This window comes from Streptomyces sp. NPDC056480, from assembly GCF_042795405.1.
Taxonomy (GTDB): domain Bacteria; phylum Actinomycetota; class Actinomycetes; order Streptomycetales; family Streptomycetaceae; genus Streptomyces.
In genome coordinates, this window is the sequence record NZ_JBHTSA010000007.1 from 101,297 (window position 1) to 115,571 (window position 14,275).

The 14,275-nt window shown below is 71.4% G+C and carries 12 protein-coding genes and 1 pseudogene; 6 read left to right on the forward strand and 7 right to left on the reverse strand.

What is annotated here, in order from left to right; genetic code table 11:
* Positions 1-280 precede the first annotated feature (280 nt).
* A complete protein-coding gene (locus ACFQ79_RS05980; protein ID WP_383579606.1) occupies positions 281-1,408 on the reverse strand; it encodes a PI-PLC domain-containing protein in 1,128 nt (375 codons plus the stop codon).
* A 275-nt stretch (positions 1,409-1,683) separates the two neighbouring features.
* Here ACFQ79_RS05980 and ACFQ79_RS05985 point away from each other — a divergent pair, with 275 nt between their 5' ends.
* The 4 genes from ACFQ79_RS05985 (at position 1,684) to ACFQ79_RS06000 (ending at position 5,173) form a co-directional block, all read left to right on the forward strand.
* Positions 1,684-2,982 carry a tetratricopeptide repeat protein gene (locus ACFQ79_RS05985; protein ID WP_383579607.1) on the forward strand — a complete coding sequence of 433 codons (1,299 nt, stop codon included), beginning with the start codon at positions 1,684-1,686 and terminating at the stop codon, positions 2,980-2,982.
* A gap of 212 nt (positions 2,983-3,194) precedes the next feature.
* Positions 3,195-4,196, forward strand: coding sequence for an MDR family NADP-dependent oxidoreductase (locus ACFQ79_RS05990; protein ID WP_383579608.1), 1,002 nt, complete (start codon positions 3,195-3,197; stop codon positions 4,194-4,196).
* A gap of 16 nt (positions 4,197-4,212) precedes the next feature.
* Positions 4,213-4,590, forward strand: a complete 378-nt coding sequence (locus ACFQ79_RS05995; RefSeq protein ID WP_383579609.1) for a MerR family transcriptional regulator — start codon at positions 4,213-4,215, stop codon at positions 4,588-4,590.
* Between the two features lie 121 nt (positions 4,591-4,711).
* A complete protein-coding gene (locus ACFQ79_RS06000; protein WP_383579610.1) occupies positions 4,712-5,173 on the forward strand; it encodes a hypothetical protein in 462 nt (153 codons plus the stop codon).
* 139 nt (positions 5,174-5,312) lie between these two features.
* Here the strand turns inward: ACFQ79_RS06000 and ACFQ79_RS06005 are convergent, their stop codons facing one another.
* From ACFQ79_RS06005 to ACFQ79_RS06015, 3 genes and pseudogenes are all read right to left on the reverse strand, one after another.
* A complete protein-coding gene (locus ACFQ79_RS06005; RefSeq protein WP_383579611.1) occupies positions 5,313-6,161 on the reverse strand; it encodes an SDR family NAD(P)-dependent oxidoreductase in 849 nt (282 codons plus the stop codon).
* A 136-nt stretch (positions 6,162-6,297) separates the two neighbouring features.
* Positions 6,298-7,870: pseudogene (locus ACFQ79_RS06010) on the reverse strand (glycoside hydrolase family 15 protein).
* 361 nt (positions 7,871-8,231) lie between these two features.
* A complete protein-coding gene (locus tag ACFQ79_RS06015; RefSeq protein WP_383579612.1) occupies positions 8,232-9,581 on the reverse strand; it encodes a M64 family metallopeptidase in 1,350 nt (449 codons plus the stop codon).
* Positions 9,582-9,719: 138 nt separating this feature from the next.
* Between ACFQ79_RS06015 and ACFQ79_RS06020 the strand changes: the two genes are divergently transcribed.
* A complete protein-coding gene (locus ACFQ79_RS06020; RefSeq protein ID WP_383579613.1) occupies positions 9,720-11,060 on the forward strand; it encodes a helix-turn-helix domain-containing protein in 1,341 nt (446 codons plus the stop codon).
* A 240-nt stretch (positions 11,061-11,300) separates the two neighbouring features.
* On the opposite strand, the gene ACFQ79_RS06025 is transcribed toward ACFQ79_RS06020, so the two are convergent.
* From ACFQ79_RS06025 to ACFQ79_RS06035, 3 genes are all read right to left on the reverse strand, one after another.
* Positions 11,301-11,906: a TetR/AcrR family transcriptional regulator gene (locus ACFQ79_RS06025; protein ID WP_383579614.1), complete on the reverse strand. Its 606-nt coding sequence runs from the start codon at positions 11,904-11,906 to the stop codon at positions 11,301-11,303.
* A gap of 188 nt (positions 11,907-12,094) precedes the next feature.
* Positions 12,095-12,943: an NAD(P)H-binding protein gene (locus ACFQ79_RS06030; protein ID WP_383579615.1), complete on the reverse strand. Its 849-nt coding sequence runs from the start codon at positions 12,941-12,943 to the stop codon at positions 12,095-12,097.
* Entirely contained in the window at positions 12,943-13,365 is a 423-nt protein-coding gene (locus ACFQ79_RS06035; RefSeq protein ID WP_383579616.1) for a nuclear transport factor 2 family protein, read from the reverse strand. The genes ACFQ79_RS06030 and ACFQ79_RS06035 overlap by 1 nt, the downstream gene beginning before the upstream one ends.
* A gap of 319 nt (positions 13,366-13,684) precedes the next feature.
* Between ACFQ79_RS06035 and ACFQ79_RS06040 the strand changes: the two genes are divergently transcribed.
* Positions 13,685-14,239, forward strand: coding sequence for a hypothetical protein (locus ACFQ79_RS06040; RefSeq protein WP_383579617.1), 555 nt, complete (start codon positions 13,685-13,687; stop codon positions 14,237-14,239).
* The last annotated feature ends 36 nt before the right edge of the window (positions 14,240-14,275 follow it).

The following is a 14,275-nucleotide window of genomic DNA, read 5'->3' on the forward strand; positions in this document are numbered from 1 at the left end:
CCTGCCGGTCGGCTGCTGTGCATGACCTCGGAGTACGGGCTCGGCCACGGGGCCGGAGCCGTTCCCGCCCCGTATCGCGCCCGCGCCTTCCCTCTCAACCGCTACGGCCTGTACGCGTGGAGCGCCGACGCGGTGCCGCGCGCCCGGCTGTCCACTGCCGAGAAGCCGTTCAAGGCCCTTGTCCACTCCCAGGGCCGTCCGGTCGACGATGGGTGGAGAAGGGCGGCCCGCCCGCCTGCGCCAGGAGGAGCGGGTCGCCTGGATGTACTGACGGGGGGTCTCAGTTGCGGGCGTTGAGCCCTGCGACGATGGAGGCCGGCGTGTGGCCGCTGCTGTCGGATGTCCGGTGGAAGTCGACCGAGACGAAGTTCGGGTCGCGGCCGCCGGCCGCCGGTCGGCACTGCTGGTCGATGCGGTCCCGCAGTTTGGCCCCGTTGTCGAGAGCGGCGTTGATGAGCGTCGGCACGTTCCGGTGGTGGCTCATGGTGAAGAGCCGCCGGAAGCCCGGCTCCTGGCGGTCCAGCGGCACGTCGGACCACCGGCTGACGCAGGAGAGGTCGTTGCCGAGGTCGCCGAGGCTCCAGAAGTTGCTGACGGTCCAGGCCTTGTCGTACATGACGCCCAGGTGCTCACGGTCGGGCTCGTCGCTGAAGATCAGCAGGCGCTTCCCGGAGCCGACGAGGTCGGTCATCCTCGGCCACCCCTGCTGGCGCACGTTCCACGCCTCGGGCCGGAAGAGCAGCTGGTCGAGGCCGCGTACCCGGCTGAGCGAGTTCCCCAACTGCTGGGCGCTGACGTAGTCCTCCAGGAAGAGGGTCACCACCTCCTGGGGGTTCGCTGCGAGGAAGTCCACCACGGTCTGCATGCTGCTCTGGAAGGACTGCCGGGGCAGCGCGTACGTGACCCCGGCGAAGGTCTTGCACTCGCCATGACAGAGGTAGACGTCGCTCGGGTAGCAGTCGCTGCCGAAGCTGATGACGCAGAGCCACGTGCTGCGCTCGTACCAGTGGGTGTCCAGGCTCAGGCCGCGGACGCCGTTGTCGAGCTGGTGGCGGATGGACTCGGACTGGGCCACCGAACTCCAGCGGGAGTCCTCGTAGTTGGTGAAGGCGTTGTGGGTGCCGAGGAAGGTGACCTGGTCGAGCCGCCGGTCGCCCCAGCGCGCCTGGGCCTGGGCCACGGCGGAGCCGTTCGCCGTCGCGGCTGCCGCGACAGCGGCGACGGATCGGGCGGGCGGGGGCGGGGCGGCACTGGCCAGTGCCGGTGTCCCGAGAAGACTCAGCAGAAGGAGGAGGACGAAGAGGAACCGGGTGCGTCGCCACGGGGACCTGGTCTCGACCGAGTGTGGTCCGAACCGCGGGGCCGCGCCGAGATGGATCCCCCGAGATGTCATGTTCATGGTCGGCATGCAGGGGAGCGTAGCGCGCCGGTGGTCGATTCAGCCTTGACTGGGTGGATATGTTTGATATGGCGCGGTCTTTCGTCCCACCGCCATCGACGAGGAGCGGAGCAGTGCGTCCCGCCGACCCCCGGGGAGTCGCCTTCCGCGCTCCGTCGGCTCGACGCTACTGAACTACCAGTCAGTCATATCCATGGTGTACCCCCTCGTATCGACAGGCGCAAGACTCCGGACACACCCTGCGCCGGGCAGGGTGTCAGGGGCGGGCGCTAGGGTGCGTGGCCGTGGACGCTACTGATCTTGACCCTCGGTCCTGGGCGCGGTCCGGCCGCATTCCGCCGGAGCTGGTCTCGCGGCTGATCGAACGCGGCCACAGCGAGGTGGTCGAGGTGCAGGCCGCACGGGGGGAACGGTTCTGCGCGCTGGCGTGGGCGCGGTTCCTGGGTGGGCAGGGCCGGCAGGCCGACGCGTTGGAGGTGCTCGCCCCGTACCTGGCGACCGGCTGGTGGACTGCCGTGGTGGCCGCGGCCGAGCTGCTGGAGGGCTGGGGCCGCGTGGACGAGGCGATCGAGATCACCCGGGTCCGCATGGAGGCCGGTCACCCGATGGCGCTGGAGTCCTACACGCGCCTGCTCGCCCGGCAGGGCCGCGCCGGAGAGGCGTTCACCCTGTTGCGCCCGCATTTCGGCGAGTCGTCCCTCGCCGAGGCGCTCGTCGACGTGGCAGCCGCCGCCGGCCGTGACGAGGAGGTCGCCGAGCTGCTCACCGCCCGGACCGGGCACCAGTGTTCCGACTTCCCGTGGTGCTGCCGGGGCCTGGACCGTGACACGGCGATCGGGCTGCTCGCCACGATCCGCGAGCGTCAGGGCCGTACCGACGAGGCGATCGCCCTGCTGCGCGCCGACGGGACCACGCTGCTCAACCGCGAGCGACTGGCCGCGCTGCTGGCACGGCACGGCCGGCTCGACGAGCTTCGGGCAGCTGCGGCGACCGGTGACCCGAGGTACGCCGTGCAGCGGCTCGCGATGTGGTGGGAGGAGCGCGGCGACGTGGAGGAGGCGATCGCCGCGTACGGGCAGGCGGACGGACCGGCGGCCGACGACCCCGACGCGGCTTTCGAGTTCGCGCGGCTCCTGGTCCGGCACGGCCGGGGGAACGAGGCGATCGACGTGATGCGTCTGCAGGCCGAAGTCCGCAACGGGGACGACTGGATCCTCCACACCCTGTCCGACCTGTGCCTTGCTCAGGGCAGCCCCGAGAGCGGCCTGGCACACCTCGACGCCCTGGCCGCCGCACGTGGGGGCGAGGAGGAGTGGGACCTGTACCGGATACGGCTACCGCTGATCGCCGCCCGCGACGGCGTCGACGAAGCGATCTCCCGGGCCCGCTCCCACCCTGAGGGCGCCACCTCGTACTCCGCGCCGGACATCGCCGAGCTGCTCGCCGGTGCCGGCCGGACCGAGGAGGCCGTCGCCGTCCTCGAACGGCACGCCTCCGCGAACAGCCACGACCTGGCCACCCACCTCATCGACCTCGGCCGCGTCGAAGACGCCCTCGCCGTCCTCCAACGGCGCACCAGGTAGCGGAAGTCACGGCAGGCCTGAACAAGCCGTATCCGTATCCGTATCCGTATCCGTATCCGTATCCGCCGGCGCGTCGATGCCGCACGACGCCTGGGTCCGCTGATCCGGATCCGTCCTGTGGAGGAAGGGCTGCCGTGAGGGGGAGGAGCCCTGCCCACGTGCTCACGCCAGGGCTTGCCCCTGACCCACGGGTCAGGGCTTAGCGTCCGGCCATGAACACCACTCATCGCCTTGTACGCCTGCTCCGTCACCCCGACGGATTGCCGACCGGGGACGACTTCACCCTGGTACAGGCCCCCGTTCCCAAGCTCCAGGACGGCCAGGTACTCGTCCGCAACACCCACTTCCTTGTCTTTCCGGGCTTGCGCACCCTCATCGGAAGCGAGACCCGTGATGTGCCGCTGCCGCCGCTGCGTCCCGGCGACACCCTGTTCGGGCCCGCGATCGGCGAGGTGGTCGACGGTCCGCTGAAGAAGGGCGGGCTGGTTCTTCACCTTCAGGGCTGGCGTGAGTACGCGACGCCCGACGCCGACGAGTGCAGGCCGTTGGAGGGCGTCCTGCCCGACCCGGTGGCCCACCTCGCCCAGGGCTCCGCGGCCTACGGTGCGCTGACCCGACTCGCCGAAGTACGAGAAGGGGACACCGTGTTCGTGACCGGCGCCGCCGGCGCCGTGGGCACCCTGGCGGGCCAGATCGCCCGGTTGTTGGGTGCCGCCCGAGTGATCGGCAGCACCGGCTCACCGGACAAGGCGAGGCGACTTGAGCGGGAACTCGGATACGACGCCGTCGTGCTGCGCGAAGCGGCCCCGATCGGCACACAGCTCACCGAGGCGGCGCCGGACGGCATCGACGTCGTCCTGGACACCGTGGGCGGCGAACAGTTGACGGCCGCAGTCCACGCGGCGAACCGAGGCGCCCGGTTCGCCCTCGTGGGCGCACTGGCGGGGCAGCTGTCCCCGGACCGAGCGGGCGGGAGCGCACCGGCTGTGCTCGACACGTACCGCTTGCTGACCAGGGGCATCACGATCGCCGGCTACAGCGGTGTGGACCATCCGGATGTCGAGGCCGAGTGGGAGGCCCGCTTCGGGGACTGGCTGCGGGCGGGCGACATCCGATTCCCGTACACCGCGGTCAGCGGAATGGAGCACGCTCCGGAGGCGTTGCCCCGACTGATCGCCGGCCGCTCCTTCGGCGCGGCAATCGTGGAGTTGTAGGACACGGGGAGCGGGCATGCGGATCGGCGAAGCGGCGGCGGCAGCCGGCACCACCCCACGCGCTCTGCGCCTGTACGAGGCCCGCGGCCTGCTCCGGCCCCCGCCGCGTACCCCGTCCGGTCAACGCGAGTACGACTCCGCCGATGTGGCACGCGTGCGCGTCATCCGCGACCTGCTGGCCCTGGGCCTCACCCTGGAGGACCTGCGCCGTCGCGCCCACCGACTGGACCTCCTCGTTCAGAACCCCGCAAGCGCCTGTGACGGCCGACCCGGCGAGTTCCACGGTGTCGTGGCCGATCGCCTGGCAACCCTGGACGCCGAGATCGCACGCCTCACCCACCTGCGGCAGAGCCTCGCCGCCGCCGCAGGTGGGGTGGAGGGCGTGAAGAAGTAGCGGCCGTGGTGACCGAGAACGGGGCAGGCGGGTGCCCCCGTCTGCGGCGCCCGGAAACGACGTGGCCGACCCGCCCGCACCTGCCTACTCTGGTGCTCCTGGGAGCCGGAGGAGGCACGGAATGGGGAAGCGCAGGACACCCCAGGAGAAGAAGCGGCTGAGCTACGTCAAAGACCATCGGAACAACTACGGCGAGAACGACAAGAGCTCACGCAAGAGCATCCGGCGGAACAAACGGTTCCCCAACAGTGCCAACCGCCGTCACGCACAGACCGCGCTGACGACACTCCTGGGCTCACCCGACGATGTCCGCGCCGACACCGTCGAGGAGCGCGTGAACGGCCGGCGCCCGAAGCGCTGGCAGAAGTTCCCCGACGCGCCGCTGGGTGCCGTCGTCGACGGCACCCTCCGGCACCGCGCGAAACCGGGCACCGCCGGGGCCGACAGTGCCGCTGCCCGCCTGCGCAGCCTGCGGATTCGATTCGACTGGACGGCTCCCTCCGACAACCCGCTTCTGCCGCCCTTCGCGGTGCGCAGAGTCCGCTCATCGCGGGGCATCGACGACGCAACGGGCTGCGGGTGACGCCGGTGTCGGAGGGCCACGGCCCATCACAGCCGACCATGTGCCTTGAACGTCGTTTCACTCCGTGAGTCGTCCAGCCCGACCGCTCGGGGTGGACGATCGGTCGAACGTGACCGGAATCCTCGGCAGTGACTGTCGGTCAGGACCGCGGGGCGCGCGGCTCCAGCCGGAAGTCGAAGCCGAGCGTGCCCGGGTCGAGTGCGGTCGCGCCGCCGTCGACGGTGAGCACCGCACCGTTCACGAACGAGGCGGCGGGCGACAGCAGCCAGGCGATGGCCTCCGCGACCTCTCGCGGCTCGCCGGGCCGCCCGGCGGGCAGGACCCGGGTCACCTCTTCGTACGCCGCTTCCAGACCGTTCCCGCTCGGACCGTTGCCGCCCAGACCGTCCCCGCCCAGGCCTGCCTCGTCGGCGAACCGGGCCATCCGGCGGTCGGCCATGTCGGTGCGCACCCAGCTCGGGCACACGGTGTTGGCGCGCAGTCCCGCGCCCCCGTAGTCGACCGCGAGCGAGCGGCACAGCTGGAGCAGCGCCGCCTTGGAGGTGGCGTAGGCGGCGTTCCCGACGCCGTTGCGCAGGGCGGACACCGAGGCCACCGCGACCACCGCGCCGCGGGCGTCGAGCAGGTGCGGGAGCGCGGCGCGCAGCAGCAGGAAGGGACCGGTGAGGTTGGTCCGCATCACCTCGTCCCAGTCCTCCAGGGCCACCTCTCCCACCCCGCCGCCCCGCCCGATGCCGGCGTTGAGCACCAGGCCGTCGAGTCGCCCGTACGTGCCGACCACCGTCTCGACGAGCGAGGCCACTGCGGCGGGGTCACCGATGTCCGACGGTACGGGCAGGGCGCCGGTCTCCTCGGCGACCAGCCGCAGCGGCTCGGGGCGGCGCCCGGACACCGCCACCTTGTGCCCCGCCCCGGCCAGGAGCTGCGCGGTCGCCGCACCGATCCCCGTTCCGCCCCCGGTCACCAGGTACACGCGCTCGTCCGCCATGTCCGCCGCCTCTCCCGTTGTCTCGTCCGCCGTCCCGCCTCCCGATGATCTTAGGCACGCGACGCTCCAGGGCCGGGCCGGCCGGTGCCCCGCACCGAGGATTCGGCATCACCGCCGCCCCGGTGGTGACGCCGCGTCAGCCCAGCGCGCGGTCGAGGTTGAAGGCCGCGCTGATGAGCGACAGGTGGGTGAAGGCCTGGGGGAAGTTGCCCAGCTGTTCCCCGGTCGGGCCGATCTCCTCTGCGAACAGACCGAGGTGGTTGGCGTAGGTGAGCATCTTCTCGAAGGCGAGTCTGGCCTCCTCCAGCCGGCCCGCGCGGGCCAGCGCCTCCACGTACCAGAAGGAACAGATCGAGAAGGTGCCCTCCGGGCCGTGCAGGCCGTCCGGGCTGGCGGTCGGGTCGTAGCGGTAGACCAGTGAGTCGGAGACCAGGTCGCGAGTACACGAAGTTCCGCCTGCCCGCCCTGGTCTCCCACACCCCCTCGTCGGGCTGGTCCCAGTGCTCGCACAGCCAGTCCACCACGGCGCCGACCTCGTCCCAGCGGTCACTGCTGATCGGCTGCCCCCACTTGTCGTAGAGGTAGATCGAGTCGATCAGCGCACCGTAGATGTCGAGTTGGAGCTGGCCGGTGGCGGCGTTGCCCACCCGGACCGGTGCGGAGCCGAGGTATCCCTCCAGGTGCGCAAGCTCCCGTTCGGGCAGGTCGGTGCGACCGTCGATGCCGTACATGATCTGCAAAGGACCCCCGTCCCCCGTGCCCCGCAGGATGCCCCGCTCGGAGATGAACCCCATGAACGCCTCGGCCTCCGAGGTGAACCCCAGGCGCAGCATCGCGTAGACGCAGAAGGCGGCGTCGCGGACCCAGACATAGCGGTAGTCCCAGTTGCGCTCGCCGCCGATCTGCTCGGGCAGGCTGGTGGTCGGCGCGGCGACGATCGCCCCGGTCGGCGCGTAGGTGAGCAGCTTCAGGACCAGCGCGGAGCGGTTCACCATCTCCCGCCACCGCCCGTGGTAGCGCGAGCCCGCCAGCCAGTGGCGCCAGAACCGGACGGTCGCCTCGGCCTGCTCCTGTGCTTCGGCACGCGGGCACGACCGGGGCAGGACGTCGTCGACGATCTGGTCGAGGGCGAACACGTTGGACTCGCCCTCGAGGAGCTTGAAGTGGGACCACACGTCCAGGCCGTCGCTCTCCAGGGGCGCGGTGGAGGTCAGCGCGAGCGTCAGGGACGGGGAGCGGAACACCGCCGTGCGGCCCTCCAGGTCCGTGGTGTGCGCTTCGGCGCCGTAGCCGAAGCGGGGGGCGATCCGCGCGCTGAAGGGGAGGGTTCCGCGGACGCAGACCACCCGCCGGATCAGCCGGTGCCGGGCGGCCTCGCGCGACCCGTCGACCACGGGCATGAAGTCCTGGATCTCCGCCACCCCGTCCGCGGCGAAGAACCGCGTGATCAGCACGTTCGTGTCGGGGAAGTAGAACTGCCTGGTGCGGGTCGGGACCTCGGCGGCCAACTCGAACGACCCGCCCCGGTCGGCGTCGAGGATGGAGCCGAACACGCTGGGCGCGTCGAAGCGCGGGCAGCAGTACCAGTCGATGGTGCCGTTCGCGCCGACCAGGGCGGCCGTACGGAGATCGCCGATCAGGCCGTGCTCGGAGATCGGGAGGTAACGGCCGCCGTCCACCTGGGCGAAACCAGTCGCGTCGAATGCCATTCCGGCCTCCCTGCCGCTGTGGCCCGGGCCTGGAGACGATTCCTTGTCCTTGCCTTCATGCTAGACCCGCTCGTCGACCCTGCCCTGTGCGATGCGGGGCGCGCGGATCGGTGCTACTGGCGGGTACCCGCTCATGGAGTCCGCCATGAGCACCACACCCGAGACCGTGCCGGTCCTGTTCGGCGGCCTTTGGATGCGGCCTGGGACCCGGCCTCGGACCCGGTCTGGGGCTCGGTCTAAGTCCCGGTCTCGGCCTCGGACCCGGAACCCGGCCTCGGCCCCTGTCTCGGAACGCGGTCTCGGCCCCGGACCGGCCGGGACGGCCGCGTCACGAGCCGTGACGCGGGCCCTCCTGAGGCCGTCAGAGCCGGACGGTCCAGCTGACCGTGGACCTCATCGTCCGGGCGATGCCGCGGTCCCGCACCGAGGGCGTGCGGTCCTCCGCCGTGAGGGACAGCGTGTGCTTCCGGAGGACGAGCAGCCGCAGGGCCAGATCGGACACCCGTACGTGGGTGCGGCCCGCGAGGGACTTCATCTCCCGTCCGTCCAGGTACCAGCGGATCGTGAGCTGACGCCCGTCCGCCCCCGTCAGCCGGGGTACGAGGGCCTTGGCGGTGTCGCCCGCGCGGAGGGTGCGATCGGTGGCCGTGACGGGGGAGGCGATGCGCGCCTCGCGGTAGAACCCGGCGATCATCGCCTCCACTCCGGGGAGGTTGAAGGGCTTGCCGAGGGAGCGCATCAGGGAGTCCTCGGTGGGGCGTCGCAGCCCGGTGACGTAGTAGCCGCCGCCCTCGTACGCGCCGACGGTGCCGCCGTCGGGAGACCGTTCACCGAGCCAGCGGTGCCACTTGGTGCCCCGGTCGGCCATGTCGTCGGCGGTGAGGGTGGTGATGTTGGACTCGCCGGGCTCGGGGCCCAGGTACCGCTCGTAGCCGGGATAGTCGGGGTAGAAGTACTCGTCGGCGAGCTTGCCGAGCGAGTGGCCGGTCTCGTGGATCGCGACCTGGCCGGACTTCTCGTTGCTCGCCGAGGCCGTGGATATGCCCTCGTAGCCCAGGGTCTCGCTCGGCTCGTTGTAGCCCGCGCCGCCGTACTTGGCGCTGTTGGCGAGGACGAGCACCAGGTCGGCCTCCGGCGCCTTCGCGACGTATCCGTCGACCTTGGCCTGGTCGATGCAGAGCAGCCGCTCGATCCCGTCGCACCAGAAGTACGAGCCGAGGGCCGTGTCCCGGACGGTGTCGGGAGAGGGGTCGCCGGAGACTCCGGTCTCGTTCGAGACGGCGTCGACGGTCCACACGTTGAACAGGTTGCGGTAGGTGGTGTACGGCTCGACGGCCGTCAGCTCGGCCCATTTCCGCTGGGCGTCGGCGTGGAAGCGGGGCAGTTCGGCGACGGTGTAGCCGTCTCCGACGACGACAATGTCGAGCCGGTCGGCGGTGGGGCCGTTGTCCACCATCCTGGCCACCTCGCCATCGGCGGCCACCTCGGTCGCCGTCAGACGGGGGGCCGTCCGGTTCCGGCCCTCCGGCGGCACCTGCGTGTGGCCGGAGCCGGCGGACGTCCCGTTCTCCGGTCCCGGTATCTCGACCTCGACTCCGGCCGTGGGAGGCGCCGTCGGGTCCGCGGCGGCGCTGCCGGGTGCGGCGGCGAGTACGGCCGTGAGGGCGACGGCCACTCCGACCGCCATGGCTCCCCGTCGTGCTGAACGCATGAAATCAGCCCCTTGCCAGGCGAGTTAAGTGCATCAGTAAATGTGCTGAACGAGTCGCTTAACCTAGGGGGAGGGTGAGGGCGTGCGCAATGCCTACTGCTTCTGGATACTGGGCAGTTCACGAACCAGGGGGTCCACATGGACGATCCGGCCACGATCGGCCACCGAGTGCAGCGGCTCCGTGCTCAACGCGGCTTGACGCAGCGGCAGTTGGCGGAGCCTTCGTACACCCCCGCGTACGTGTCGACGCTCGAGTCGGGCAAGGTCCGGCCTTCGGAGACCGCACTGCGCTTCCTCGCGGAGCGGCTCGGTACGTCGTACGAGGAGCTCGCCACCGGCAGGCCGGCGCACCTCTCCACGGAGCTGCGGCTCGCTCTCGTCGAGGCGCGTCAGCAGCTGGCCACCGGTACGGCGGAGGAGGCCGCCGTGCGCTACCGGCGCCTGCTCACCGACGCGGAGCACCTCGGCCTCATGCCCGAGCAGGCCGAGGCGCTGCTCGGGCTCGGCGACTGCGCTCTGGAGACCGGTGAACTGGTCGACGCGGGGCTCCACTTCCAGGCCGCCGAGCGGCTCCTCGCCGAGGAGCCGCTGCCCCGCCGCGCACGCGCGATCCGGGGACGTGCCGTCGCGCACCTTCTGGCCGGCGAGCTGCGTTACGCCTGCTACCTCCTCGAGTCCACCATCGACGAGCTCGGCGCGAGCGGACTGGCCGACCCCGAAGCGCTGGTCGTCCTGTACGCCGCCGTGATCGGCCCGTACATGGACATGGGCGCCCACGCCCGTGCCGCGCACGCCGCCGAGCTCGCCCTCGCGCTGGCTCCTCAGGTCGACGACCCGGCACTGGTGGCGGGCATGCACCGGCAGGTGGCCCGCACCTTCCTCGCCGAGGGGCGCACGGCCGACGCGGACGCCTCGCTGGCCAAGGCGCAGGCGATCTACCAGCAGCTGAGCCTGCGTACCGACCTCGCCCACTGCCACTGGATGCGCGGTTACGTCCTGGCGCAGAGCGGAGAACTGGCGTCAGCGGAGACGGAGTTGCGCGCCGCCCGCGACATGCTGAACGTCAGACGCGCGGCGCTTTTCACCGCGCAGGTGGAGGTGGAGCTGGCCGATGTCCTCCGGCGGCTCGGACGGCACGGCGAGGCGTCGGACCTTCTCTCCGCATTTCTCGAGCTGGGTGACCGGCACGGCGCGGTGCACGCCGGGGGTGCGCACAGGCTGCTCGGGCTGATCGCCGAGGAGCGGGGGGACAGTGAGACCGCCGAGGAGCACTACGTGATGGCCCTGGGGCTGCTGGAGCGCAGCGGAGCGAGCGGCGACCTCGCCGATCTCTGCCGTCTGCTGGGCGACCTCCTGCGCCGCGGCGGCCGTACCGAGGCCGCGCTGGACGCGTACCGTACGGGGCTGGGCCACCGCTCGCCCCCAGGCACGACGACGCTGGGGCCGGCCCCGGCGGCCCCGGCGTTCCCGCGGCACTGACGGCCGGTTCCCGTGCCGCAGCCCAGCCCAACCCAGCCCCGGCGGCCGTAGCCCCATCCCCAGCCGCAGCGTCAGAACCGAGCCCCGGCGGGCACGCCGCGGACGCGGACGGTGAGGTGGATCGGGGCCGTAGGCCCGAAGCGCGCGTGGCGCGAGGCTGGGGCCTCGCCTAGCGCCCGTGAGGCGAGGCTGGGGCCTCGCCTAGCGCCCGTGAGGCGAGGCTGGGGCCTCGGCCCTTCGTCATGCCTCCTTGTGCGTACCGGGTGGATCGGAAGGGCTGCCGAGGACGTTGTCGACGTGGGCCGCGAGGGAGGAACGCAGGGCCTCCGGGGTCATCCCCTGATCGTCGATCAGGTACGCCACGAGGTCCGCGCGGATGGCTGCGAGCAGTGCGTGGGCGGTGAAGTCCGGGTGGTGGACTCCGGGTACCTGATCCAGTGCGGTACGGAGGATGCCGTGCCACCAGCCGTAGTGCTCGGCCTGGTAGGGGCTGCTGAGTCCGGCGTCCTCCGCTGCCGACATCAGGTTCCGGTTCTCGATCTTGAAGCGGAGCGAGGCGTCGAGGAGGTCGAGTACCCGCTGTCGAGGTGAGGATCCGGCCGCGTCCTGCGCCTCCTGGACGGCTTGCTGGAGGGGGTCGAGGCGAGAGGCGATCACGGCGCCGATCAGACCGGCGCGGTCGCCGAAGCGCCGGAAGAGGGTGCCCTTTCCCACTCCGGCGGCTGCGGCGATGTCGTCCATCGACACGCTCCGGGGGCTGCTGCTGGTGGCGAAGAGGGCGTCGGTTGCGGCCAGGACGGCTTCTCGGTTGCGCAGTGCGTCCGCGCGTTCCGGGCGCTGGGCCACGAGTCCTCCTCGGTCTTCGGGCTGTGCTGGTTCACGGGAATGATATTGGCCCGCCTCCGCGGAGAAGTGCGGGAGCGTTCCGGGCGGCGCGGAGAGCTGCGCGTACGGCGTGCGAGCTTCGGCTGCGCCGCCACGGGCCGCATGTCGGACCGTCCCGACGGATGCCGGGCGTGTCGCCCCGTGGAACGTCACCCGTCGAGGGCCACCTCCCGTTCGACGAAGGCGCGGAACGTGCCCGGCGGGCGGCCGGTGAGGCGCTCGACGGCGTCCGTGGTGCGGTCCTCGGCCCCTTCGGCGATGGCGCGGTCCATCCCGGCCAGCATGGTGGCGAACTCCAGCGGGATCTCGGCCGCCCAGCGGTCGCGCAGCTGCTCGTAGGTCAGCTGCCGGTGCGCCACGGGCCGCCCGGTGGCCTCGGCGATGATCGCGGCGACATCGGCGTAACTCAGTGTCTGAGGCCCCGTCAGGATCAGGTCGGCGTTCGGGGCCTGTTCGTCGGTCAGGGCGCGTACCGCTACGGCGGCGATGTCCTCGGCGTCGACGAACCCGACGCGGCCCTCTCCTGAGGCCGACATGATGGCGCCCTCGTCACGGATGCTGCGCGCGTGAGGGGTGGAGGCGGCGAAGTTCTGCATGAACCAGGAGGGCCGCAGCACCGCCCACTGACCGAACAGGCTCGGCAGGGCCTCGTGGACCTGGCCCACCGCCGGGCCGCCTGCGGGGATCGCCGACGAGCTGAGCAGCACCGCACGGTGCACGCCCGCCGCGCGGGCCTGCCGGAGGAAGGGCAGCATGACCGCGGCGGGGTCCGAGGAGCCGATGGGCGGGACGAGATACACGCGGTCGACGCCGTCGAGCGCCTCGTTCCAGGTCGCCGGCTCGTTCCAGTCGAAGCGCACCGCTTCCGTGCCCCCGACCGGGGTGGCGCCGCGGCTGCCGGCCTTGACGCGGTGCCCTTCGGCGACGAGCCCGGCGGCGACGCGGCGGCCGGTGGTGCCGGTGGCACCGATGACCAGGGTGGCGTGGAGGTGGTCCATCAGTTCATCCTTGCGAAGTCGGCGCCGGGCTGAGATACGGCGAGCGGGTTCCAGTAGTCGCGGTACGCGGTGATGCGCCCGTCCCTGATGGTGACCACGGCGATGTAGGTCATGTCGAAGGGGGCGCCGGTCTGCACGAGGCGGCCCACCCCGCGCATCTCCACCACGATCGTCTCGGGGACGGTGGTCTGGTGGATCGTCACCTCGGGGAAGTCGTGCAGGTCGACGTGGTCGGGGTAGTGGCGCATGTAGTCGCCGACGGCCGTCCTGCCTTCGAGCCGTGCGGGCCGGCCCTCGGGAGCGAAGGGGAACTCCAGAACACCGTCCTCGTCCCACAGCTCCACCCAGCCGGGGATGTCCTTCTTCACCAGGAGGTGCAGACCGTGGCGGTACAGCTCCGCGGGTGACATGGGCGTTGTCATGAGCAGGATTCCGTTCTGTTCGAGGACGTGGCGATCTCCGGCCGTCCGGGTGCCGTTCTCCGGTCGTGAGACGCGCGAGATTCCCTGGTGGTGGTTCTTCGTGACGGGAGACCGGACAGAAAGCGGACTGTCGGTCCGTATTGCTGAGAGAATACGGACCGACGGTCCACTTTGCAAGGATGGGGGCTCCGCTGGCCGCCGGTGGGCTCGGGGTCGTCCGTCCGGGTGTCCTCCGTCCGGACCGTCCGTGGGACGGCTGAGACGGGTGGGGGAAGGGTGAGGGGCAACCGAAGGTCGGCCCCGTTGAGGAGTCAGAGATATGGCCCGCACGCTCGCCCTGGTCCTGGCCGGCGCCACCGCGCTCTCCGTGACGCCCGCCGTCGCGGGACCCGAGCCCGGCGGGGCGGCGGCGGACATGGCGGTCACCTATCGGGTGACCGCTCCGTACCAGCAGCACGCGGACGGTGTGCGGGCCGGCTACAAGCCCGATCAGTACTGCGTCTTCGACCGGGCGGGCGGCACGGGCGCGCTCGGCTACCCGCACTTCAACCACGCCTACGACAACTCGACGGACCCCGCGAAGCCCACCGCCCTCTTCTACGAGGACGACGGCAAGGGCGGCAAGCGTCTGGTCGGCGTGGAGTGGCTGGTCCACGACCGCGACCAGAACCTGAAGACGGACGACGACCGGCCGAGCATGTTCGGGGTGCCCTTCAAGGGCCCCAACCGTGGCAACTTCCCCGGCCAGCCCGTCCACTACGCCCTGCACCTCTGGCTGTGGAAGAAGAACCCCAAGGGCCGGTTCACCCCGTACAACCCCGCGGTCAGCTGCCTCCCGGGGACGACCCGCCCACAGCCGCGCCCGCTCTCCTGACACCGCGGGCGGAGGAATTCGCTGGCGGACCGAGGC